The sequence below is a fragment of the Microcystis sp. LE19-41.2A genome (assembly GCF_027530405.1).
Taxonomy (GTDB): Bacteria; Cyanobacteriota; Cyanobacteriia; order Cyanobacteriales; family Microcystaceae; genus Microcystis; species Microcystis aeruginosa.
In genome coordinates, this window is record NZ_JAPZQJ010000406.1 from 1 (window position 1) to 2,935 (window position 2,935).

Genomic DNA, 2,935 nt, shown 5'->3' on the forward strand with positions numbered 1-2,935 from the left:
GTAGTCAGTTACCTAATTTTCAGGGAAAAAGTACCTGAATTTTACCCCCGATCCCTCCAATGGTCGGCACTTTTTGAGGGAAAAAAAGTCTAAAAGCCTTATCCAACAAGGTTTTTAGATTTATTCAGCAAGCCCTAATTAAATTGAAGATAAATCCCCCCTTGATCCCCCTTGATAAGGGGGGTGTCTGATAATTTTTAACACCTACCTACTTAAATTAATCTTTAATATTTAATTAATCTCTGAAAGATTAATAAGGTACGGTTCTAAACTCCACGCAATTATTACTAGGATTATAGAGAGTGTAAACTGCTTTATTTAATTCTTTACCAACGCTACCAACCCCAATTAAACGCTTATCTTGAATCGTCAAAGTTTGACTTGGTTGCCGTTTATCTAAAGTAGTAACAGTGCTAGTTAAATTAGCGGACTGTAAAGAATAATCAAAAACTTTTCCCGCACGACCACAAAATAGATTATTAACTCCCACCCGTTGCAGTCGATCTAAAATTTGCCATGGGGGAGTATCGGGGGTTAATTCTTCACTAACACTGACACTACTGCCATGAATTAATAAACAATCCAACTCGACAAAACCAAAATCGAGATTTCGTAACCATTGCACCGTTTCCAAAGAAACTGCGTCCCAGAGTTGTTTAGTGCTATCAATTCCATGTTTATGGATTAATTCCGTCGGTTCTCCTGTGGCTCCTAAACTGTGTAAAATTAGACATTGTTCTTCCCACCATCCCCGACAAACCTGCGGATATAAGTTATTTTTAGTGGGATAACGTATTTGTTCTACCAGCATTTCACTATCGGGATTAACGCCGATAAAATCTCCTAAAATATATAAATTTTCTACAGTAACTGACCGTTGCTGAATATCTTCCAAGACCGCTTGATAGGCTGGTAAATTACCTTGAATACCGCTTAAAATCGCCCACATAATTTCTTGATTTATCACAAATTAACGTTCGCAAACATGAGTCGGATCATCGGCTTTTTCCGCATATTCTAGACCCTTAGCCAATCGCCAAGCGAAAATAGGAGGTAAACCCGATGCTAAAATAGCCTGACAGGTTTCCTGATAGTTATAGGCCACTTCTCGCAGTTGTACCGCTGCCGTTTCTCGATCGTAAATCACATAGGTGGCATTTGGACGACCGTGACGCGGTTCTCCCACCGATCCCACGTTGATGATACGTTTAACCGGTGTGGTAAATTGCCGCGACTGTTCCCCATCGGGTTGATACACTTTTATTTGCAAGCTTCCCGCGTCGAGAGTGCGAATGTAGGGGATGTGGGTATGTCCACAGAATAAAACCTCTGTATCTACCGATAAAACCCGTTCTAAAGCCGTAAAAGCGTCCATTTCGGCTAAAAGGTACTCATGGTTACTTTGGGGACTACCATGGACAAAACAGAGGTGATCTAGCTTAAAAATTTCGGGCAGTTTTGACAAATAATTACGGTTTTCTGGGGTGATTATTTGATTTGTCCACTCATGAGCTAATCTACCGCGTTTTTCTGCTAAAAGCGACGGATAACTGCACTCACAGGCATTTAATCCCTCGACGATATCCTCATCCCAACACCCTTGTACCGTGGTAATCCCCAGTTGACGGATTTTTTCCACCACTTGGTTAGGATGGGGTCCATACCCAACTAAATCCCCTAAACAGTAGATTTCTTGACAACCCTGTTGGTCTAAATCTTGCAAAACAGCATTAAAAGCGGGCATATTGCCATGAATACAGGATAAAACGGCTATTTTCATCAGATTAACTCCATTTCTGGCTCTAAAGATTCTTGAAATTGTTGTTGATAATAAAAAAGTGCCTCATCGGACAGACAACAATCACTCAGGGTATCGGCAATTGTCGGTTTATCGAGATTGCGACCGACGATTTCAATCCCACTGAAGCGATTCGGTCTCCCATCGAGATTTAAGGGGAAATTTAAGCTTTGAAAGTCTTTTTCTGGCCATTCATCCATAAATTCCCCATAAATACACTGACCATCGATGATATCGAAGATACTTTTAACCCGCAGCACTTCCCCATAGGCCCCTTGGGTTAATTCTGTCCAAAAGGTGGTTAAACTGGAAAAATCGAGGATTTCTCCCGTTAAAACGGCTCTATAAATCTGTATTTCCCGTTTTTTTGACCATTGATCACCTTTTATTGTTGTTTTGACGGGACTGATGACTATTTCATCGACGGGAACCTGTCCTTCGGGGATTTCTTCGTCTGGAGACGTAATCGCTACCCGATGACAATTGAGGGGTTTTAGAAAGCTTTCGAGGGATTGCGTGTCTAAATGCCATGGTACTTCCATGTAGATCGTGTTTTCCATGGATAAACTGCTCAAAAGGTCTTCTTCTTCCCTAGAAATAGAGGACAACTGGGGAAAGTCATTCTGTAAAGTGAGATGATCAATGGGAAAAGTTTCCGTCTGGGGACTAAAATATAGACTTGGCTGCTTGCTTTGGGCGATTTGTTGGCGAATCCAATGGGTTTTTCCCGCAGCTATACCCCCCGTCACCACGATAATCATTTTGCTCCTTCTTTATTGTGGTAATGATAATCATTCTAGCATAAGTTAGATTGGGGCAAGTAATCTTCTTTAACCAATCTTCTAGACTTAGCAAGGTTATTTTGGGAAAAATTGGCGGTTTCTTGAGATATTAATCATGGTTATGGCTCTTTTCTCTAGGATACCATTGGCTTTGTCCATCGGGTAAATCAACTAAGATAATTCCCCTCGTTTTTAATTGTTCCCTTAATCGATCGCCGCTTCCGTAAAGTGCAAGGGTTTGCGATAATGAACTTAGAGAACAAAGAGATGTAAAACCATGGGATCGAGGGTTCGTTAAATTTTAAAGTTTTTATCCATAAATTATTCATAAGTAGCTGGTTATAATTAAATTAAA

At 40.5% G+C, this 2,935-nt stretch carries 3 protein-coding genes; all 3 read right to left on the bottom strand.

From position 1 onward, the window contains the following. Window positions 1-250: 250 nt before the first annotated feature. From O9290_RS16565 to O9290_RS16575, 3 genes are read right to left on the bottom strand one after another with little or no spacing between them, the layout of a single operon-like run. Entirely contained in the window at window positions 251-949 is a 699-nt protein-coding gene (locus O9290_RS16565) for a metallophosphoesterase family protein (protein ID WP_002787216.1), read from the bottom strand. A 21-nt stretch (window positions 950-970) separates the two neighbouring features. Continuing rightward, complete coding sequence (locus O9290_RS16570; RefSeq protein ID WP_002742233.1) at window positions 971-1,780, bottom strand: metallophosphoesterase family protein; 810 nt, start codon at window positions 1,778-1,780, stop codon at window positions 971-973. Continuing rightward, complete coding sequence (locus O9290_RS16575) at window positions 1,780-2,559, bottom strand: hypothetical protein (protein WP_288058809.1); 780 nt, start codon at window positions 2,557-2,559, stop codon at window positions 1,780-1,782. Before O9290_RS16575 ends, O9290_RS16570 begins: the two co-directional genes overlap by 1 nt. Between the last annotated feature and the right edge of the window lie 376 nt (window positions 2,560-2,935).